General features: G+C 53.7%; 20 protein-coding genes and 4 pseudogenes. 14 read left to right on the forward strand and 10 right to left on the reverse strand.

Features of this window, described 5'->3' with window-relative positions:
• Positions 1 to 389 precede the first annotated feature (389 nt).
• From C442_RS17930 to C442_RS17945, 4 genes are all read left to right on the forward strand, one after another.
• The gene (locus C442_RS17930; RefSeq protein ID WP_008312934.1) at positions 390 to 1,115 is read left to right on the forward strand and encodes a hypothetical protein; all 726 of its coding nucleotides are present in this window, start codon (positions 390 to 392) and stop codon (positions 1,113 to 1,115) included.
• A complete protein-coding gene (locus C442_RS17935; protein WP_008312936.1) occupies positions 1,115 to 2,173 on the forward strand; it encodes a tyrosine-type recombinase/integrase in 1,059 nt (352 codons plus the stop codon). The genes C442_RS17930 and C442_RS17935 overlap by 1 nt, the downstream gene beginning before the upstream one ends.
• A 103-nt stretch (positions 2,174 to 2,276) precedes the next feature.
• Positions 2,277 to 2,558 (forward strand): toxin-antitoxin system TumE family protein, encoded by a 282-nt coding sequence (locus C442_RS17940; protein WP_008312938.1) that lies wholly within the window; start codon positions 2,277 to 2,279, stop codon positions 2,556 to 2,558.
• On the forward strand, positions 2,555 to 2,986 hold the full coding sequence (locus tag C442_RS17945) for an HVO_A0114 family putative DNA-binding protein (RefSeq protein ID WP_008312940.1): 432 nt from the start codon (positions 2,555 to 2,557) through the stop codon (positions 2,984 to 2,986). The genes C442_RS17940 and C442_RS17945 overlap by 4 nt, the downstream gene beginning before the upstream one ends.
• Before the next feature lie 167 nt (positions 2,987 to 3,153).
• Here C442_RS17945 and C442_RS23235 read toward each other — a convergent pair.
• Positions 3,154 to 3,252 (reverse strand): annotated as a pseudogene (locus tag C442_RS23235) (DUF7509 family protein); the annotation flags it as partial.
• 43 nt (positions 3,253 to 3,295) lie between these two features.
• Between C442_RS23235 and C442_RS17950 the strand changes: the two are divergent.
• Positions 3,296 to 3,688, forward strand: a complete 393-nt coding sequence (locus C442_RS17950; protein ID WP_008312942.1) for a winged helix-turn-helix domain-containing protein — start codon at positions 3,296 to 3,298, stop codon at positions 3,686 to 3,688.
• 207 nt (positions 3,689 to 3,895) lie between these two features.
• The gene (locus C442_RS22305) at positions 3,896 to 4,057 is read left to right on the forward strand and encodes a hypothetical protein (RefSeq protein ID WP_167320681.1); all 162 of its coding nucleotides are present in this window, start codon (positions 3,896 to 3,898) and stop codon (positions 4,055 to 4,057) included.
• A gap of 490 nt (positions 4,058 to 4,547) precedes the next feature.
• Here the strand turns inward: C442_RS22305 and C442_RS17955 are convergent, their stop codons facing one another.
• The 4 genes from C442_RS17955 to C442_RS17970 all read right to left on the reverse strand — a co-directional run bounded on the left by C442_RS17955 (position 4,548) and on the right by C442_RS17970 (position 6,554).
• Positions 4,548 to 4,952, reverse strand: coding sequence for a MarR family winged helix-turn-helix transcriptional regulator (locus tag C442_RS17955; RefSeq protein ID WP_049943089.1), 405 nt, complete (start codon positions 4,950 to 4,952; stop codon positions 4,548 to 4,550).
• An 89-nt stretch (positions 4,953 to 5,041) separates the two neighbouring features.
• Positions 5,042 to 5,248: a hypothetical protein gene (locus C442_RS17960; RefSeq protein ID WP_008312946.1), complete on the reverse strand. Its 207-nt coding sequence runs from the start codon at positions 5,246 to 5,248 to the stop codon at positions 5,042 to 5,044.
• Positions 5,248 to 5,538 carry a hypothetical protein gene (locus C442_RS17965; protein ID WP_008312948.1) on the reverse strand — a complete coding sequence of 97 codons (291 nt, stop codon included), beginning with the start codon at positions 5,536 to 5,538 and terminating at the stop codon, positions 5,248 to 5,250. The genes C442_RS17960 and C442_RS17965 overlap by 1 nt, the downstream gene beginning before the upstream one ends.
• A gap of 542 nt (positions 5,539 to 6,080) precedes the next feature.
• A complete protein-coding gene (locus tag C442_RS17970) occupies positions 6,081 to 6,554 on the reverse strand; it encodes a helix-turn-helix domain-containing protein (protein ID WP_008312950.1) in 474 nt (157 codons plus the stop codon).
• Between the two features lie 100 nt (positions 6,555 to 6,654).
• Between C442_RS17970 and C442_RS17975 the strand changes: the two genes are divergently transcribed.
• Positions 6,655 to 7,401: a hypothetical protein gene (locus C442_RS17975; protein WP_049943090.1), complete on the forward strand. Its 747-nt coding sequence runs from the start codon at positions 6,655 to 6,657 to the stop codon at positions 7,399 to 7,401.
• Positions 7,402 to 7,582: 181 nt separating this feature from the next.
• On the opposite strand, the gene C442_RS17980 is transcribed toward C442_RS17975, so the two are convergent.
• A complete protein-coding gene (locus tag C442_RS17980; RefSeq protein ID WP_008312955.1) occupies positions 7,583 to 7,978 on the reverse strand; it encodes a DUF7344 domain-containing protein in 396 nt (131 codons plus the stop codon).
• A 736-nt stretch (positions 7,979 to 8,714) separates the two neighbouring features.
• On the opposite strand from C442_RS17980, the gene C442_RS17985 reads away from it, so the two are divergent.
• Positions 8,715 to 9,104, forward strand: a complete 390-nt coding sequence (locus C442_RS17985; RefSeq protein WP_008312957.1) for a hypothetical protein — start codon at positions 8,715 to 8,717, stop codon at positions 9,102 to 9,104.
• Positions 9,101 to 10,132, forward strand: coding sequence for a tyrosine-type recombinase/integrase (locus C442_RS17990; protein WP_008312958.1), 1,032 nt, complete (start codon positions 9,101 to 9,103; stop codon positions 10,130 to 10,132). Before C442_RS17985 ends, C442_RS17990 begins: the two co-directional genes overlap by 4 nt.
• Before the next feature lie 559 nt (positions 10,133 to 10,691).
• Here the strand turns inward: C442_RS17990 and C442_RS21115 are convergent.
• The 3 genes and pseudogenes from C442_RS21115 to C442_RS21120 form a co-directional block, all read right to left on the reverse strand.
• Positions 10,692 to 10,968, reverse strand: a pseudogene (locus C442_RS21115) (transposase); the annotation flags it as partial.
• A gap of 821 nt (positions 10,969 to 11,789) precedes the next feature.
• Positions 11,790 to 12,881 carry an NAD-dependent epimerase/dehydratase family protein gene (locus C442_RS18000; protein ID WP_008312962.1) on the reverse strand — a complete coding sequence of 364 codons (1,092 nt, stop codon included), beginning with the start codon at positions 12,879 to 12,881 and terminating at the stop codon, positions 11,790 to 11,792.
• A gap of 252 nt (positions 12,882 to 13,133) precedes the next feature.
• Positions 13,134 to 13,769, reverse strand: a pseudogene (locus tag C442_RS21120) (IS6 family transposase).
• Positions 13,770 to 13,876: 107 nt separating this feature from the next.
• Here C442_RS21120 and C442_RS18010 point away from each other — a divergent pair.
• Genes C442_RS18010 through C442_RS18020 form a run of 3 tightly spaced genes read left to right on the forward strand, consistent with a single transcriptional unit; the run spans position 13,877 to position 16,403 of the window.
• On the forward strand, positions 13,877 to 14,788 hold the full coding sequence (locus C442_RS18010; protein ID WP_049943087.1) for a UbiA prenyltransferase family protein: 912 nt from the start codon (positions 13,877 to 13,879) through the stop codon (positions 14,786 to 14,788).
• Positions 14,785 to 15,423 (forward strand): PHP domain-containing protein, encoded by a 639-nt coding sequence (locus C442_RS18015; protein ID WP_008312967.1) that lies wholly within the window; start codon positions 14,785 to 14,787, stop codon positions 15,421 to 15,423. Before C442_RS18010 ends, C442_RS18015 begins: the two co-directional genes overlap by 4 nt.
• A complete protein-coding gene (locus C442_RS18020) occupies positions 15,423 to 16,403 on the forward strand; it encodes a lysylphosphatidylglycerol synthase transmembrane domain-containing protein (protein ID WP_008312969.1) in 981 nt (326 codons plus the stop codon). Before C442_RS18015 ends, C442_RS18020 begins: the two co-directional genes overlap by 1 nt.
• Here C442_RS18020 and C442_RS18025 read toward each other — a convergent pair.
• Complete coding sequence (locus C442_RS18025) at positions 16,400 to 17,026, reverse strand: TVP38/TMEM64 family protein (protein ID WP_049943088.1); 627 nt, start codon at positions 17,024 to 17,026, stop codon at positions 16,400 to 16,402. The genes C442_RS18020 and C442_RS18025 overlap by 4 nt on opposite strands.
• A 301-nt stretch (positions 17,027 to 17,327) precedes the next feature.
• On the opposite strand from C442_RS18025, the gene C442_RS21860 reads away from it, so the two are divergent.
• Positions 17,328 to 17,465: a hypothetical protein gene (locus tag C442_RS21860; RefSeq protein ID WP_161606633.1), complete on the forward strand. Its 138-nt coding sequence runs from the start codon at positions 17,328 to 17,330 to the stop codon at positions 17,463 to 17,465.
• A gap of 145 nt (positions 17,466 to 17,610) precedes the next feature.
• Positions 17,611 to 18,023: pseudogene (locus C442_RS21125) on the forward strand (IS1595 family transposase); the annotation flags it as partial.
• Positions 18,024 to 18,128 lie beyond the last annotated feature (105 nt).

The following is an 18,128-nucleotide window of genomic DNA, read 5'->3' on the forward strand; positions in this document are numbered from 1 at the left end:
GGTTGAGACTCAAGACCAGCAGTAACACGGCAGTTTTCTCACCGGAGCGTACGCGATTCACTCCCGCCCTGTTCGCTCCTCGGTTCCGACTGAGCGTCGGAACACTCGTCACTCACGGGAAGGGCGGGATTCTCTCGCTGAATCAAGATAGCAAGGAAACATTATGTGCCGGTTTCAGCAGCCCGTTTGGGTGTGTTTCGGGTACCACCAGACCCTACTTCGGGCACCCGTTTTCTTGGACCGGAGAACACCTTCGTCTTCCAGTTTCCTGAGGCGATCGTAGACTGCTCTTCGCCTAAGCGTTAGATGTTTAGCTGAGTATGTTCACTCTGTAAACACGCTTCTCTACCCCCAGTAATTCTTTCAGGCTCCTCCTTGAACAGGGGTGTATGGCCTCCGGTTCTTCGAACGACGACGAACCCTCTCCCCACATTCGCATCCGTATCGAGCCCGAGCACAAGCGAGAGTGGCTCGAATACGTCGAGGAATCCCGGCACTCGACGATGACCGACCTCATCAAGACCGCCGTCGACAACACCATCAAGGGAAAGTGGGTTCTCAAAGATCACGAGGACGACGAGCAGCCCGTTCCGGACGAACTCACCGAGTCGCTCGATACTATCCACGAACGACTGGTGGCTGTCGAGACGCAACTCGACGACGCGACACTGGGCGACGCAGAACCGGAGGAGATCGACGAGCAGGAACTCCTTCGCATCGCTCATCGATGCCACGATGTCTTGCCGGTCGTCAAGGACGAGGAACACCTCCTCTCACTGACGCCCCTGTACAATATCAAGCTCGAAGCGCACGAACGCCCGAAGCTCACTGGTACCGCCCAGGACATCAGCGCCCACATCGACGAATCGAGTTCGACAGTTCGACGCGCGCTCATCTACCTGGAGCGACAGCAGACCGCGAACGTCGAGAGCGTCATCGACGACGGCACGCGTCGCTGGTACGAAGTAGATCCGACCGCCGAGAGCAGTGTTCCCGACGAGATGAACCTCCGTGCGGCACTGGAGGAATCGCCCGAGGTCGACGACGTGGATGAAGCCCTCGAATTCGTGGAAGGCTCGAAAGTCCCCGAGCCGGACAAGGAGGGTGATTTCTGATGGAACGGCAGGACGACGGCAAGTTCGGGTCGAAACGCGAACTCGACGAATACAAGCAACTGTTCGACGACTACGCGGGCTGGCTCACGGACTTCGTGGACAAGGACACGACCATCACGCGTCGGAAGAAGGGAGCCGAAGCGTGGCTACACTGGTGTGCCGAAGAAGGCTACGACCCGCTGGACGCCGACGAGGAGACCGTGGACGCGTTCGTCCACGCGATGGTCGTCGACGGCCTCGCCGAGACGACGATCTCGAACCGGTTCGCCTCCGTCAGCAAGTTCTACCACTGGATCTCGACCGACCCCGACAGACCGAACGACGTCGAGAATCCCACGGCCGAGATTACGCTCCCCAATCAATACGACATCAGTAACAACGCCGCATACACGCGAATCCTGCATCGAGAAGGTCGGGAGGACATCATCGCCCCCGACTACGAGGAACTGAAGCCCCTGTTCGACCATCCGCCCGGAGCGACCGACTTCTCGAAGATACGGAACGAACTCGTCTGTCGGCTCTTCTGGCAGACAGCGCTACGCTCCGACGAGATGTCCCGGGTCCGTCTCGACAACATCGATTTCGACGACCGCGACATCAGAGTCCGGAGTGCGAAACTCAACATAGACGACCACCCGAATCTCTACCACCGCCACGTCTTCTACGAGGATAATCTGGACTACCTCATGCAGCGCTGGATCGACAAACGCGCCGAGAAGGACCCGAAGAACGAGTCGCCGTACCTGTTCATCGGAGGCAAAGGGAATCAGCTCAGTTCTTCGTACCTCTCACGCATCGTCAAAGAAGCCGCACACGACGCCGGTATTCAGGAGCCGCTGGTACGGGATTCCGATGGAACTGTCGCACAGTGGTTGTACACCGCCCACAGACTCAGACACAGCCGGATTACACACCTTGCGAACAAGACGGATATGGATCTGAACTTCGTGCGGATGATGGCGGGCCACGCGAGTATGGACACGACGCTCGATTACGTCAATCCGGACTGGGGCGAAGCGCGACAGGCGTATAGAGACGCGACGGGAACAGGCAACTAGTGAATTGACGAACCGCTCACAGAATTGTAAGGTGATTTCTCAGTTTTTGATGGGCAGTACCCCATAAACCTTTGTTGATGGGCCACAGACCATAGAACAAGGGATGACGTTCGAGGTCATCGAGAACACCGAAGACAGAGCAGGTGAGACGGTCATCCGCCGAAAAATATACCGAACTGATGACCCCCAGTATCCGAGCGGATACCGATACGCCCTACACTACGGCTTTCTCGATGGCCAGGGCGTCATTCTCCGGTACGACAACGAGAACCAGACTCCCGGGCGCCACGAACGCCACACATCCGACAGCATCGAAGAAATCGAGTTCCCCGGAATGATAGAACTCCGTGAAAAATTCTTGAACGAAATCCAGGACCTTCCATGACCACGAACACACTCAAAATCACGTACGGACAGCGCGACAATAACCAGCGAGCCGCCCGTGAACGACTCCGTCGGGCAGAGGCTGGCGAAGAGTTCGATGAACAGGAGGCGGCGTTTATCCTTAACTTCGAGGAACTTGCCGACGTCGAACGACTCATGCGTCGGTTGAATCTCCAGCTCCTGGACATCATCGCCAGTGAACGTCCCGAAAGTATCCGCGAGACGGCCCGACTTGTCGACCGCGATTACAAAGAGGTTCACCGGAATCTCAAGGAACTCGAAGAGCTGGGTGTCATCGAGTTCACTAGAGATGGCAATAGCAAACGTCCGATTCTCCGCGATGGGACAGAGGCAATCGACCTCTCGATTACGTTTCCCATCGACACCGACACGTCCGACTCCACTTCTCGTCAAGAGACATCAGCCTGAGAAACAGTGCTTAGAATGTCTGCTGGCACGGGTGGGGCGTTCGCGCCATCCGACAAAAGTATGATTCCACTCAAGACGCTCGTCTCGAAGCCGCCTATCGGGTGACTCTCGCAGCAAATCTGGCTTGCCCCCTCTCAATCAGCCTTCTTGGACGGTCACGGGCATGTTCAGTCTAGACAATCAAGCGAGCCGTAGAGCTCCTCGTTCTGAATATGGGTGCAGAACTGCGCGCAGAGCCGACAGCAGTCCGCGGCATCGCTGAATGATTAAGTACGTGATGTCCCAACCTATGACCTGAGACACCCCCAGATGTCCGAAACCGATCGCCATCCAACAAAAGAGGTTCGCCAGCCGGAACCACCGCTTCCCGAGGATAGCGGGCTGACGCTCGAAGAGTATCTCGCTATGCAACAGGCAATCGGTCACCCGACGCGGTTTCGGATCCTGCGCACGCTCGTCGTCAACGACGAACTGAGTGCTGCCGATCTCAAGGCTGCGGTCGACGTCGAATCCCACAACTTCCACTACCACCTCGACGAACTGGTTGATGTCGGATTAGTCGACAAACGCCAGCGACGGACCGCTGACAGCCAGGGATTCTATACGTACTACCGGCCGACAGCAATGGGGCACGATATCCTCGAGTACGGCGTCGAGGAGCTCATGCGGCGTGAACGAGAGTTCAACGACGTGTATTCGTAGGCTGTCGTAGGGTTCTCTGTCCCTACGGTGATCCAGTTACTACGATACAAATCCCGACTGGAACAATACGCTCCCACTCGACAATAATCAACCTCGCCGGCGCAATCGAGGAGTGGCGTGACGATCTCGTCAGATACGGACTTGACAAACTGACCGGTGACTCGTCGGACCCGAACGATCAGCGACACTCGGGACGACAGCGTAGATATGGCGACTGAGGACGGAGCGGAATTCGATTCTCCGCTTGACGAAGTGATCGAAATATCCGGTGAGAACTCGTTCGACGAGTCGCTGCGGACGACCGAGACGCGAACCGGGACATCTACAACGCGCTCGAAAACGAGTGACGTCACGAGTTCAGCTTCCTAGCTGTCTCGGGGACGAATGCTGCATACAGGGCGCGAGTCGGTCAATAAAGCTCGCTTATATGATCGCAGTTGGATCGCTCAGTGCAGAGAAAGTACCGACCGTACCGATTCCTGGACGTGTCGCAGGAATGAGATATTCGCTTCTATTGCTGTCCAGCTATGGGATGAGAGAAATGAGCGACTTTTTCAACAGTCTCCGCCCCTCTTCTGTGAGTTTCCCTCTCGCCTTACCGTCGATGATCGTTCCCGGTGGAATCGTATATAATGCCCATGGCATAAGGTACGAGGTATCGTTGAACGAGATACCGCTGAGATGCTCGTCTTTGAGCTCCGGTGTGGTTTGTTGGTATCTTCCGGCGCTAGTTCCGACACACATCACAGTACAATCAGTCGCACTGAACGGGTGTGTGTCGTGTGCTAAGACGATAATTGGTCGCTGAGGATGGGCTTCTGTCGGATCCCGTGCCCAGCAAACATCGCCTGCTGATAGTTCACCCATTTAACTCGTCTTCCAGTTCCGCGAGTTCTGCATCGAGACCCTCGTCAGTACGATCTTCACCGATCTTTGTCTCGGGTTCTTCAGGCGTAGCATCCGTATCGCGGTGATGACCAAACATCCGGTGTGCTTGATTGTGATTAGCGACGTACCGTCGGATGTCCCCCCGTTCACCGAGGGCGTGGTAGTACCCATCGGCAGTTTTGCCGATGTAGTCCTCGTCATAGAGACGTTTGAGTGTGGTTGTAGCGGTCCCCCTGGGTATATCGAGGGCCTCTTTGATGTCTTGTGGAGAGTATCCCCACTCCGGATTCTGGTACAAATACACCACGATGTCTGATTTCGTGGTTCCCGGTCGGAGGGTTATCTCTGCATCGTGGTTTTCGAGGAACACCGGCATAGTGTAATCGAATGTAGCCAATTGTGTCATATAGATGTTTCGCCCAGTGCGGTGTGTTTGCTCAGGTTCTAAGCGGTACGACCGGTGTCTCAGTCGCCGATACCGGGTGACTGTTCGCTTTTGATTTCCTCGGCTCGTTCGGTGGTGATATCGTTGATACTGAGGATATAGGTCCAGGTACACTGGGCGCCCGGACAGCCCATCATGTTCCGGTGGACACGTCCTTCCTCCTGATCGTACACCCACCGGACTTTGATGCCGCAATACGGACAATCGACTGCGATCTCCAGTGGCATTATTTCGACGTTTGCGTAACGATGAGGTAGACGCCTGCCGATTCCGGGATGGAGTGAGTGAGGGACATATTCTCCGACGCGTGTAACCACCCAGCGTGAATCCCCTCGACCTTTTTCTCGTACAGTTGTGCCGGATGTCGGTCGTCGTCTGTGTGGTCGACGAGTGTGTACTCTCCGGGCGGGAACACGTCACCGAACCATACCGCACCGCTCTCTTTTCGCCGGAGCCATCCGACAACGCGGCCAGAGACTGTTAGTTCTGGCCTGCCAGGGTCTGTCTCATCATACATCCATTCGGTTCTCAGTTCCACCGAACTCTCCTCGTTCAGCTCCGACCTACCGGAGTTCGAACGGGTCGTCGTTGTTCCATTATGTCGGTCTGTATCGCGGCTCTGCTCTGTCACGGGTAGACAAATGAGATGTGGACACAACAACAATCAGTGATTGCGGGTGCGTCGGTCGTGTCGGTAGAAGACTCGTGCTCACGTACGTATGAGGAAGCACGTTGACCACCGGGCGCAATAGCCTATTGATGGTGCATTTGACGAGTGTGGGGTTAACTACGACCGAAAGCGGAAGAAATTCGAGAGGTCACCGACAGCCGACTGGTAGCCGTACCACAGCATCGCGCGTTCCGTGCTCAGCGGAAGACACTCGGGGCAGGATTTCCAGAACCGTACCAACATTTGTGCCCAGCATCAACGCAGCGGCGCGTTAATGGGGTTACGAAGAGTGTCCAGCCCTGCTGTACGCTGGATCGTTTTTACGTGCTTCCTCGACGATACTGAGCGAACGGCCCACCGAGCTTCCAACCGTTTGCGGACGATTTCCGTCAGTCGGCCTCTTCATCAAGTCGGAACGTCGCACGAACCGACGCCGGGAGCGGTGGCCGTGGAGCTGTCTCGTGTCGTTCGATCTTCTCGGGTTTCCGCGTTTTCTGGTGCACCGCTCGTGCCATCGGGACGCCCTTGAGGTAGTTGAAATCGCCGAGGATATCCGCACCGTATTCGGTAAACCCGTAGAATTTCCAGGGGAGCCCGCGCTGCTGTTTATTTGGCGGATAGTCATAGATTGCCAGGATCTCCGCGTCGACGAGTACCGCCAGTTGCTCGTCGACCGTCTTTTTCGATTTACTCGGGATGAGGTGATTGATCTCATCCGCTGAGGCGAGGGCTGCTGGATGCCCCAGGAGCGCCTGAATGATGCTGTGGCGAGTCTCCTGGGACAGCAACGCCATCAATTCCCGCTGCCGTTCTAACGGGTTTTCCTCCCTGTCAGCATTCGAGTCGGGAGAGATTTCGGCCATAGTATCTACACGTACAGTACCAGCCCGCATAAGCGTACGGGATTGACTTTTATAAGTCAGACCAGTATGGTTATACTCTCATATTCCCATAATGGTCGATATGGCGAAGATACCTGAGAACACGGACGAGCTCACGGACTTCATCTTGGACGACGTTCTCTACGGCTTGGAGCTTGATCCGATAGATAGCGAACGGCTCCTCTCGTACATGCGAGAACGCCACGAACACCTATTCGGTCCGCATTCGACGTATTTCGTGCTGGGAAGCTACGAATCCCCGTTCAAGTACCGACTTGATGACGCGCTTGACGTACTGAACTACCGTCACGATGCCTACGCCTACCTCCTCGCCACGCAACCCGATCTCAACATGTCGGATGCCGTCCCGGATCTCAAGGTGAAGTTTTTTCTCCACGCCCTCTACGCAGATGCAATTCCACTCATTCTTGAACACGATACTGGCGAGGCAGTTGCCGAATTTGGGCGCATTGAACGCCCGACACTGCTTGACCGCACGTATCTCTTCCCGCGGGCGCTTGAAGAGCACTTCAATGATGAGTCCCTCCTCACAACACGAGACGCAGTGCGTGCTCGTGCCATAGAGTTAGCCTATCACGCTGCAGATATCGACGAAGGACTTGCTGCGCTCGCTGAACGCGCTCGTGACAATGGGCTGAGCATCTCGACACAGGAGCTCGGATCGTATCTGGACTCCGAACTCAACGGTCGCACACCCTCGTATAGCGGCGTGATAACTGATTCTCTCAGCCATCTTGACGCACTGGATCAATGTTTTTCGTGGACGACGACCGAAGAACTTGAAGAGCAACTGTCACATGTTCCGTGATTGGTCAATCAAAACGACAGTTTCGAGGACGCTTCGAGAGCTACACGAAGCCGCAGAAGACAACCCGAGCACCATCACCGATCCCGAGAATCTGCCGTAATCGTAGTCGGACAGGTGTCGTTTCTACGAGACGAGAATCGCGGTTCCGCAGGGTACAAACCCGAAAATTCGAGGTAGTTCCTCAGGATCTGGTCAGCAGCAACAAGTGTAAGAACACTCCTGCGACATCTTCCAATTGCTCACCGGGTGCGACCCGCGTCTGCTGTGCATCGTACTCGATGACGCCTGCATCTGCGAGTGCGCTCAGGTGAGTGTTCCGGAGAGACTCACGGATGTTCCGGTAGTCGTCTCCCGTCGCTTCCTCGATGCTGTATCCCTGAGTGACTGCAGTCACCCACCGAGCTACTTCCGACATCGTAGTCCACTCGTTCTGTTCGCACGTGAGCATGTAGAGGACGACGAGTTGACGCCGCCGGTTCATCAGTAGCGAACAGACGGTGCTGACCTCTTCGTGGCGAGCACTGGCCGCGACGAGCTCGCCAAGCGGCGTCCACCAGGTCGGTTGGTCGTCAGACATAGTACCGACCTCTACGGCTGCAAATCTGTCTGCTGATCGGAAGGGGGTTGGTTGTCTGTCGCTCGGTTCGACTGTGTCGTGGGACACGAAGCTTCAGGTGTCCACCATCCCCGCAGAGGGGCTGACGGACAGAGTTATCACTCCGTGACCGGTTAGAGTCTGATGCTGTCATACAGGCAGCGTTGGTTCCCGGTGCGATGACACCGGGGGCCGTTTTGAGGCCATCGGCGATTGCTGGTTGATTATAAAATAGATTTGTATATCTACTCAGAATGCGGCGAAATGTAACTGCGACGAACGAGAGAGGACCAGCAATCTACTTGGGTTGATTCCCCAGTTCAGAGCCCTGATCTTCTTGATGGGGGTCTCTCTGGCTGAAGCCCGCTATGTGCTGGATTATCTCTGTTTTCCCGTTTACCGTGGAATTGGAAGCTAGTTTATCGGGGAAGTATTCGGTGCCAAGTGATGTTTCTGTGCTCGTATCTAACCCTCCGAAATGTGGATTGAATCGGTCCAGAACGGAGTCTCTCGGATTCTTTCGGAACGATATTTGGCATTTCCTTTAGGCATATATACGTCTTTTTCGAATTTACACATATATTAGATCCTCACGTATCTTGATTCTCTTCTTTTTATTTTGAGAGAGGTCCAGCGAATACACAAAATCCGAAATAATATAATTAGATTCGTCGAGACGTGGCAAGGACTTTTACAAAATGGGAAAGGATTGGTAGCCATGGGTCGCGACAACCGAATCAGAATCTCGGCGGGCGTTGACCGAGTCAAGAGTATCACTGCCCCACCCGAAGAACTCGACAAGTGGGAGGACTGGAAGAACGAACTCGGCATGACTCGGTCGAAGTTTGTGCGGTGTGCAGTCAGTGCCGGCGTCTCGAAAATCGATCCACCCTCGTTCGGTGATTCGTACGATGACGACAAGCGATCGTATCGGTCGGAGATCAAGGAAGCGATACGAGGCGATGCGCGGGATGCGGACGACGTCGTTGAGGCCGTGTTGGAGGACGTCGCCGACGACGTCCGTGCGGAACTTCAAGGGATGATCGATACCGGGCAGGTGACCATGAGCGTGTACGACGGACTCGTCATCGACAGTGATGACGAATGACCGGGTTCAACAGAGAACGACTTGACGAACTCCCGGAGGAGTATGCCAACCTGATCGGGAAGTTCGAGACGTACAAGAACGACACGGGCAAGCAATCCGGGACGGTGCAAACGTATCTGGTTCGAGTCACGGACTTCTTCGAGTGGCTCGTCGACCATGGCAACACACCGCCTGTCGATGATCTCAACGACAGACACGCGATCAGATACACCAGGTGGGCCGAATCTCACTACTCGGCCGCGACGTATCGTTCTCGTATCATCACGACCAAAAACATGTTCGAGGTGGTGGAGACTCTTAACGGCAGTATCTGGAAACGACCCAAGGACGGACTCCCGGACTCACAGGAGGTAAGGGACAGTAACAAACATGGTCGGGAACTCGACGCGACCGACATGTCGGCATTCTTCCAGTCCATCAGAGACCCGCTCTGGCACGCGTTCTTCCTCACGTTGCTCAAGCTCCTCGTCCGAAACGGCGAGGCGACGAACATCCGTCTGTCAGAAGTCCATATCGACGACCCGGACATCTACCAGCTCTACGATGACCTCGACATCACGTATTGTTCGGCGGTCGCCAATTCACCGGATTCGATATACATCCCATCCGATAGAGAGGGAAACAAGCGGAGATCGAGCACCCGGATTCCCATCGACTCGGAACTCAAAGCCGCGCTCATCCGGTGGCTCACGGTACGGCCGACGACCGAAGCGTCGCTGTCGGACCCACAGACACTGTTCGTTTCCCTCGGTGACAACTGGGGGCAGCCGCTGTCACCATCGTCCGTGGGCATTGCGTTCGCAGAACTAGCACCCGAGTCCTGGCGGTCAGGGGATGATCCGTTCACGCCCCATAACTTCCGGCACTGGAGCAATCGGAAACTGCGAGGCAAGATAACCGATGACCTCCTGAGTTATCTGCGTGGTGACGCCGAGGATATGCTCGCTCACTACGACGACCTGATCGCAGAGTACGATGAGCGCGTGCGGAAGCCGTACGTTCGGCATATCCCTTCCATCTATCTTTGAGGAATTGGGGCTCCGTCGAAAACGGGTCGGAACTGAATAAATAACTTAGATCGGAAATCGGCAAGAGCGTCTCTATCCGGTAACTTTGGTACTATTGGGTTCAAAGCATTATTTATTTTCGCCATTTTAAAATGTGGGATAATTCCGAAACTGGTACTTCTAGCTGATTTTTTGTTCCAGAAACATTTCGCTGGCTCACAGTTATACCGATGAACCACAGAATGCTATGCATGGCATCGCACAGTTCCTCCCAGACAGGAGGTGAAATTCCAACCGAGTCGAAAACTATCGTTCATATCAACAAAGATGGGAGAATTGTAATATCCCGTGACGTACGGCGGGTGCTAGATATCGAGCAAGATCGTGCACAAATCGAGGTACGGTACAATGGAACAACTGCACAGGGAATCATTAGCATCGACGAGTTAGGTCGAGCGACGCTACCAGTTCAGATGCGGCGATACTTAGGGCTCGAAGGTAAGGAAGCAGATCTACAGGTGGTCGTGTCCCAAATTAGCTCTTCGAGCGTGTCATAGAATTCATCTCATAGCTTCTCCTGTCAAGGAGCGTTTCCTCTCTCGTAGTTGGTGATGGCAACGACGAGCCGTAGGCAGAGCGCGACGAACACTTCTATTCGTGCGTGGACGCGGCCTCAGGCGCGGACGTGCCCGAGGCCGCAGTCCTTGACCGCATCGTTGGTTCGTTCGACTACTGTCCGGTGGTTGTACGTCTCGTTCAAGATGATTGTTTTAACTGAACGTCCCGACTATGTTCCTCGATGCGGTCTTCGACCCTGTACTCGATATCTTTCGGATCGTCAGGTTTCGCGGATTGTAGCGATATTCACACAGCCGTCACGATCGGCAGAGGGCACAAGCTCCCCGTCACTACGTCGAAGATACCGGTGCTGACCACGACAAACTCAGCTATTTCTGGTTCGTCGAAGATTCTCTCACTTCGACGGGTAAAGCACTATCAACAGAACAGTTCAGTCAAAAGGTCGATCTCGATATTTTACTTAGCTATCATGATACCGCTGATCACGCGACAGCTTCGTCCCAATACCGCTGCCGAGTACCATTAACCGCCGCGCTAGAGAACACGGCAGCAAATTCAAGCAGTTTCTTCTCGACTAGTCTGCGACACAGACGCTGACGCCGTCGTTGTCGACGGCGCAAAGTGTCTCAGCCAAGATGATAACCGTTCGTACCACTCTGTCCAAGCCACGCTTGGTGAAGATGTCAGCGAGAAACTACGCCCCCCTACTGAACCTGCCGGTCAACGTTAACTGGGACGAGACAGCTGCCACCCTCAACAATATTGACGCAGCCACTGACGACGTGACGGTCGTCAATAACTTTGATAACGGTATTGTTACGGCCAATGAATTGGCCTAAAAGAATCAGATTGAAAGCCGATTCTCGTTCTATAATTATTCTACAACTCTATCAAATATCTGGCGCATCAAGCGTTGGTTGTTCTTATTTAGTTATCACAACGATTGAGGCAAGCTCCCTTGTTATCATTAGCGCGCTCGTCCACGAGGCAGTCAAGAACAATACCAACAACGATTGGGTACTTGAGAGTACAAGTTCGAGCCGTATCGATAAGGATGATCTGTTATTAATGAGGCTATTTTTGTAAATTCAGACGAATTTTAGAATAACTTAAACACCTTCTTTACTAGTGTGAGTGCACCTTGATCCCACGCCACACGATGATCTTTTCCGGTCGTCTCACCACTCTCTTCGTAGTTCCCTAAATACCACTCATAAGTGTCTACCAACGCCTCCTGATTAGAGTATTCTGGCTCCCAGCCGAGGTCACAGAGCTTCTCGACAGAAACATACGAATCTTCGTGAGCCGTCTCGTAAACCCACGGATACAGCGGTGACAAGTTGAGTTGGTTCAACACTCGGAGCGCAAATCTGCTTAGGGCTGCTGGCGTGCCGACTACTCGCTTGCCCGTGCCAGCTACATCAATCGGTGCTTGGAAGTCCTCTTTCATCGTATTATACTCTGTCGCCCCGACATTAAACATGTCATTTACATCACTTTTGTTCAGCATAAACATCAGATCGATTGCTCGGACAAAATCATGAACGTGGAGTAATTGGTACTTGTTGTTTCCCCACCCAACCATCGGGATATTGGCCCCATTCTCAATCCAATCGAATAAAACTTGGAACACCCCAAGCCGTTGCGGCCCAATAAATGTTTTTGGGCGGAGAATGGGCACACACATCCCCATCCGACGAAAGTCCTTACAGATTTTCTCCGCCTCGATTTTGGCATCTCCATATGGCCCGACCCCATCTAACGGGGACTCCTCTGTAATCGGGTGCGTGTCGTGCGTGCCATAGACCGCCGTAGAAGAAATGTATACAACTCGTTCGACATCTTGTTTCTTTGCGGCCCACAAGACAGACCGGGTTCCCTCAACCGTTACGTCCCAGATCTTGTCGTCATCCCATAACGGGAGTGCCGCCGCACTGTGGACGATTACATCTGCGTCAGCATCCACAATTGCCTGGGAAACCCTCTCTTCATCACGAACATCGCCCTCAAAGTACTTGATCCCTTCTGTATCGTCTTCTTTATTGAACGGTTTGAGATCAAGTGCCGTTACGTCCCACCCGTTATCTGAAAAATATTGGCACGTGTGAAGTCCTAAAAAACCAGTACCACCTGTGACCAGTACAGAATCATACTGTGTCTCCTGAGGTCGATCCGTTTGTGTTGCACTCATTATATTGGCCAAATCAGCGTAATGGCTTCATATTTTTCATTCCCTTACTACACCGCATTGCCCAACCATATCTGAATGAGAGATCCGGTGAAAATACCGGTCACCTCCGGGAGTGATACTCATAGGATGTATTCCCGAACCACCTATTATTGCTGGGCTCACCGAGGTTCCGCTTGTCGGGGTCGCTCTCTCAACAGAGCCACCCCTTCTACTCTAGGCATATACACTCTTTCGGAGTCGGATCGGTAGTGTTTAGTTAGCAGCATTGTGCCAGACGGCGAAGGTTCGCAGCCATGTCTCAGCTGTTTCTGGTTCGATATGGCTAAAACAGTTTGAAAAAGAAGAGGTTCGTCGTTTTACTTCTCGAAAGACACGTTCAATGCTATTCCGATTTCCATGGAGTTCGTATCTGAAATCAAGGCCGTGTCGTTGCAGTGCTGTTTTGAGCCAGTCCGCATCATCGACGAGAAACACGGCGTCGTCGACGTCGTGTTTCTCGCAAAGTTCTCCGATGAAGATCTCGGTTAAAGCGGTTGTGTACGTGGCAAAAAGCCGGATATGGAGAAATTTGTTCGTGTCAGGATCGATAACAGCGTACAGCCAGTACTGCTAATCATTGCTTCGAATCACGCTCTCATCGAGCGCAACCTGATTCGGGCTTTCACCGCTGTCGGGCTGTAAATCGGCTTTGTGTACCCAATCGTGAACCGCTTTCCGACTCCGCTGGACACCCAACTCATCAAGAATTGAGATTGTATTCGAAAGTGATAGTCCAGCAATGTGCATCTGAATACCGAGCTTCATCGCTCGCTCGGGTGTCCGCTCGCGCTCCACAAAATCCAAATCAATCCAGTCCAAATTACCGCTGAGGCGGGCGATTTCTGGCATAGATAACCGAGAAATTCCCCCGCCTCACTTTTCATCCTTAATTAAACACGACCAAAGCATGGGTAACAACCTTTATGTTCCCGTTGACCACACGAATAGGCGAACGAATGGCCGAATGGTCTCAGACAGTTAATCCGGTCTCGATAACTACCGGCCTGCTTCGGGAGACCCGACCCTGGCAATGGTACAAGCAGGGCGTGATGTTTCTGGGAGTCATTTTTTCGAAGAATTTGCTCAACGCTGAGGCGTGGATTAGTCTCCTGATTGGTGTTGTCGCGTTTACTGCTGTCGCCGGTGCTACGTACATCTTCAACGATATCAACGATCTCGAAGAAGACCGTAATCATACTGAGAAACAGCATAGGCCGATTGCGAGTGGCCAAGTTCCAGTCCCGGTTGCTGTTGTCTTCGGTTCTCTCTTAGCACTTGTTGGCCTCGGTGCCGCGTATAGTTTGGGTCCACTGTTCCTTGCGGTGTTGCTCGCCTACCTTAGTCAAAATGCGCTCTATTCGCTCTACCTAAAACAGGTCGTATTTGTCGATGTTCTCATCGTCGCAATCGGATTCGTTTTCCGCGCTATTGCAGGCGTTGTCGCTATCGATGTCTTCCTAAGCCCGTGGTTGATCGTCAGTACGTTCCTTCTGGCGTTAGTTCTCGCGCTCGGAAAACGACGCAACGAACTAAAAGTCTCACCCGATCCTGAGGTTTGCCGCGATGTGCTAGGCGAGTATTCGAAACAGAATATTGACCAACTTCTCGTGATGACAATGGCAACGTTACTAATGGCGTACTCCCTATACTCGTTTTCTCGCACGAGTCCTGCGATGCTGGCGACACTCCCGTTCGCATTCTTCGGCGTGTTCCGCTATCACCATCTCGTCCATACGACCAACATCGCCGGTCAACCAGAGTGCCTGTTCACTGATCGGCCGTCAGTCGTGAACCTCATTCTCTGGGGTGTGGTTGCTATCGCTATCCTGTACAACGTCCCTGAGATCGCTATCGAGGTGATACGGTGAAACAGTACGACTTACAGGTGCATACCGATGCCTCACCCTGTTCTCGCGCCGCACCTGCCGATGTTGTAGAGGCGGCTACTGAAGCGGCCCTGGATGGGATCGCCATTACGAACCACGATACGCTCGCGGGATACGACGAAGTCGCCGACTGTGCGCCCCCCAACCTCACGGTGATACCTGGCGTTGAGGTAACGACGACACAGGGGCATCTCCTTGCATTATTCGTTGAGGAGGAACCACCGCAGTCCGACCCGCTCACCGTTATTGAGAAAATCCATAACCAGAATGGACTCGCTATCCTCTCCCATCCATTCGATCGCTTCCGGGAATACTACGAGACAGATCTTGACACGATTGCGTCACAAGTTGACGCCGTTGAAACCCAAAACTCACGCTGTTTGTTTCCGCGATTTAATCGCCGGGCCCGAGAGTTCGCAAACCAGCACGACTTGGCAATCACGGGAGGTAGTGATGCACACTTCCCGATGGAAGTCGGCCGATCTACAACAGTATGTGACCAACCCCTTCCGGAAGCGATCCAGTCCCGATCAACCCAAACAGCGGGACGAGGCGGTTACTTGTCGGGCCATACTGCGACAAAACTGAACGACTTGCTCAAGACGGTGAATCTCTGATGAGCGTACTCACAACGATTAACCGCGCCGTTCGCCGCCACGGTCTCTGGGTAACCGCGCTCCTAACGGTTGCCGTATTCTTCGGGCTGTTCATTATCGGGGATAGTTCAGAGGTCGTGTCGGCACTGCTTGCGGTTGAGCTATGGCGGATCGCTGTTGTGTTTGTCCTTGTCACGCTCAGTTACGGCATTCGGTTTCTCAAATGGGACTATTATTTCCGTCACTTGGGAATCGACATTCCCCCGAAAACGAGTCTGATTGTGTTCTTTAGTGGTCTAATGATGATCGTGACCCCCGGCAAGGCTGGGGAGGTATGGAAAGCGTGGTTCCTCCGTGATCTTGATGGGGTTCCAGTTAGCCAGACTGTGTCTGTCGTCGGAGGTGAACGTGTTACTGATCTAATCGCTCTATCTGCGTTCGCGTTGCTTGGTCTCTTGATTTACCAGCGGTCATCAATTGTACTTATTGGTATGATCTTGCTCTTCCTGGTCGGGATTAGTGTCCTTCAGTGGCAGTCATTTTGTCTCCGTGTGTTGGGATGGGTAGAGAAGGTTCCAGTCGTCAGCTCATATGCGACCGAGTTGGAGGCGTTCTATGAAAACACGTACACACTGTTTCAGTTGCGACCGCTCAGTATCGCGTTCATCATCAGCCTAATTGCGTGGGGCTTGGAAGGAGTCGCTCTGTGGGTGGTATTGAGCGGGTTTAGTTCGCAGGCGACACTCCTCACCGCTTTGTTCGTGTTTGGTTTGGGATCAGTAGTTGGGGCGGCCAGTCTCCTTCCTGGTGGGTTGGGCGCCACCGAAGCCAGTATGGTCGGGATGCTCGTCGTTTTGGGCTACACCCAGACAATCGCTGTGAGTGCGACGGTGATTATCCGGGTTGGCACCCTCTGGTATGGTGCGATACTCGGCACGTGTGTATTCGTCATCTATCGGTTTGTGACTGGTCATGTCGGGACCACCCAGTCCACGGACTAGCTCTTGGTCAGCCTCTCAGTCATCAATTGGTAAAGCGGTCGAGCTACCAGGAGAACCGTACAAATACTGACGAGCAGCAGGAACTCAAGGTTGATTGGTTGTGCTGTCCCTGAAGAAAAACTTCGGAGTGACTGTCCAATATTGACATAGAGTATTGCCCAAGGTAACTCACCAATCAGTGTACCGAGCGTAAACGCCCATCCGGAGACTCCGGCGAGTCCCGCGCCGATAGAGATGCCATCCGCAGGTGCCGGAGACAACCGGGCGGCGATCATCCCGCGAAGCTCACCCGTCCTGGTCACGACTGTCTCACCCGCATCTGAGAGACGAGTGATATAGCTGTTTCTCTCACTGAAATAGTCTGCGAGCAGGAATGGTGGCACACACGTCATCCAAGTGCCGAGTAACACAAGCGGTACCCCATAAGGGGAGCCCACAAGATACCCAAGGAATACTGATGCAATACTGAGTGGCCAGAGGACAAACGGGCGAACCAGATAGAAGACGCTCACACCACTGGCAACAAGGAGCCACCCGGAATTGTCGAGGTGCTCAAAGAAATCAGTTGGTGAGTACCACCAGTGGGCACCGATAACGAAAACAAGACCAACGACAGGTATCATCTGGAGCGTTCCTCTTCGCCAAGCCGGCATCACTCTCGAATATGAACGAGACAGAGTAAAGAACACCGATGTTGAGTGCGAACGTCTAATACGACCGTGACATGTCCCCTCCGACCGACGGAAGCGCATCTACGAGGCACCTAGCGGTTTCTGGTGTACCATCTGACGTGGATGGTATTAACCGCACCCGAGAGGTGCCACCCACAACCGCTTCGGCCCAGTGGACGGTACGTGGTCGCGGATCTACGCGACGGTGTTAGCCCCTTCGGGATCCAGCAGAAAAATCCTCGGCCATCTATGTTTGGACGATAGCAGCGCAACGGTTTTAGACGTGTTTCACGCGTCCGACGACGAACCGGACGCCGAGTACGACCTGACGGGCGAGACGCGGCCTGTCGCGACGAACTCTCGGTGGGTGCACGCAGGTATTGAAACATAGTTGGTCGACTCAGAGCTCCTGGTAGACGGGACGGCACATACTGGTCGATTTCATCGAGCCATCGCTACGCTCCGACAACTGCCACGCTCTTCGGTAGACTGGCGGAACTAAGAGCATTAGTGCCTCTGGCCGGGCAGAAACGGATATGCACGAAGACCGCCTGCCTTCGGTCAGAGGCTATCGGAACTTGCGGAGCTTGGAGTAATAGAATTTCGGCCCGAGCCGCTCGACGCCATCGTCGAGCGGCGTCTCAAGACAATCTGGGAGGAACGATCCTGCCCGCACTGCGGTGCAGACAGTCTCCACGCTCTCAGCGGCTCTGACCGTATCTGGTGTGGCCGCTGTGACTGGAAAACCACGTACACACGAGGCACGCCTTTCTACGATTCGGAACTCACTCCCGGTGAGTTCCTCATTGCCTTCATCCTCTACGCTGATACGTTGCTCAGCATCACCCAAATCGCTGAACTCCTCTCCCCGTGTTACACGACTCTTCACGACCAGCTCAGAGAGTTTGAAACTGCGTTCTGTCGGGGATTTCCGACTGTCTGGGAGCGCTAATGGTTAAGATAATATTTGAAAGTCAAGGAACTGCTCGCACCACTTCTTTGCGAAGCTGACGCGTTTCGTTATTTTCTCGAAAGTTTCCTGAACGAGGTCTTT

It is taken from the genome of Haloarcula amylolytica JCM 13557, assembly GCF_000336615.1.
Classification (GTDB): Archaea; Halobacteriota; Halobacteria; order Halobacteriales; family Haloarculaceae; genus Haloarcula; species Haloarcula amylolytica.

What these genes read in the sequence shown, in the direction of transcription:
- C442_RS17980 (WP_008312955.1), bottom strand. Translation starts at nt 7,978, where the DNA reads ATGTCTGACGACCAACCGACCTGGTGGACGCCGCTTGGCGAGCTCGTC.
- C442_RS17970 (WP_008312950.1), bottom strand. Translation starts at nt 6,554, where the DNA reads ATGGCCGAAATCTCTCCCGACTCGAATGCTGACAGGGAGGAAAACCCG.
- C442_RS18010 (WP_049943087.1), top strand. Translation starts at nt 13,877, where the DNA reads ATGGCCGAATGGTCTCAGACAGTTAATCCGGTCTCGATAACTACCGGC.
- C442_RS22305 (WP_167320681.1), top strand. Translation starts at nt 3,896, where the DNA reads ATGGCGACTGAGGACGGAGCGGAATTCGATTCTCCGCTTGACGAAGTG.
- C442_RS17930 (WP_008312934.1), top strand. Translation starts at nt 390, where the DNA reads ATGGCCTCCGGTTCTTCGAACGACGACGAACCCTCTCCCCACATTCGC.
- C442_RS17955 (WP_049943089.1), bottom strand. Translation starts at nt 4,952, where the DNA reads ATGCCGGTGTTCCTCGAAAACCACGATGCAGAGATAACCCTCCGACCG.
- C442_RS17945 (WP_008312940.1), top strand. Translation starts at nt 2,555, where the DNA reads ATGACCACGAACACACTCAAAATCACGTACGGACAGCGCGACAATAAC.
- C442_RS18025 (WP_049943088.1), bottom strand. Translation starts at nt 17,026, where the DNA reads ATGATACCTGTCGTTGGTCTTGTTTTCGTTATCGGTGCCCACTGGTGG.
- C442_RS17935 (WP_008312936.1), top strand. Translation starts at nt 1,115, where the DNA reads ATGGAACGGCAGGACGACGGCAAGTTCGGGTCGAAACGCGAACTCGAC.
- C442_RS17950 (WP_008312942.1), top strand. Translation starts at nt 3,296, where the DNA reads ATGTCCGAAACCGATCGCCATCCAACAAAAGAGGTTCGCCAGCCGGAA.
- C442_RS18000 (WP_008312962.1), bottom strand. Translation starts at nt 12,881, where the DNA reads ATGAGTGCAACACAAACGGATCGACCTCAGGAGACACAGTATGATTCT.
- C442_RS17985 (WP_008312957.1), top strand. Translation starts at nt 8,715, where the DNA reads ATGGGTCGCGACAACCGAATCAGAATCTCGGCGGGCGTTGACCGAGTC.
- C442_RS17965 (WP_008312948.1), bottom strand. Translation starts at nt 5,538, where the DNA reads ATGTATGATGAGACAGACCCTGGCAGGCCAGAACTAACAGTCTCTGGC.
- C442_RS17940 (WP_008312938.1), top strand. Translation starts at nt 2,277, where the DNA reads ATGACGTTCGAGGTCATCGAGAACACCGAAGACAGAGCAGGTGAGACG.
- C442_RS17990 (WP_008312958.1), top strand. Translation starts at nt 9,101, where the DNA reads ATGACCGGGTTCAACAGAGAACGACTTGACGAACTCCCGGAGGAGTAT.
- C442_RS17960 (WP_008312946.1), bottom strand. Translation starts at nt 5,248, where the DNA reads ATGCCACTGGAGATCGCAGTCGATTGTCCGTATTGCGGCATCAAAGTC.
- C442_RS17975 (WP_049943090.1), top strand. Translation starts at nt 6,655, where the DNA reads ATGGCGAAGATACCTGAGAACACGGACGAGCTCACGGACTTCATCTTG.
- C442_RS18020 (WP_008312969.1), top strand. Translation starts at nt 15,423, where the DNA reads ATGAGCGTACTCACAACGATTAACCGCGCCGTTCGCCGCCACGGTCTC.